We start from the raw sequence: 257 nt of genomic DNA on the forward strand, positions 1-257 counted from the left end.
CAAATGGACCAACACCTTCAATGCCGTTGGTAAACACATACACATTGGCCAGACTTTCTTCCGGAACCTCAGCAAGGGAAGGAACAATCGGTACCGGGGAATCCATCATTTCAGTAAGCATTTCCCCCACTTCCTGATCAGATACTTCCGGGTGAATAAAGGCGATTTCTTCCCCTTCTGCAAAGCCGCCTACTGCCGGAACATTGGGCGCATCGACTTCCATATCACCCATGTCATCCATCGTAGCCGCACCTGAA

1 protein-coding gene is annotated in these 257 nt (G+C 50.2%); it reads right to left on the reverse strand.

Annotated elements, in window-relative coordinates; translation table 11 throughout:
- The coding region (locus tag A194_RS19175) for a hypothetical protein (RefSeq protein ID WP_202800437.1) at positions 1 to 241 on the reverse strand (241 nt) is incomplete at its 3' end.
- Positions 242 to 257 lie beyond the last annotated feature (16 nt).

It is taken from the genome of Alkalibacillus haloalkaliphilus C5 (assembly GCF_000269905.1).
Lineage (GTDB): Bacteria > Bacillota > Bacilli > Bacillales > Alkalibacillaceae > Alkalibacillus > Alkalibacillus haloalkaliphilus_A.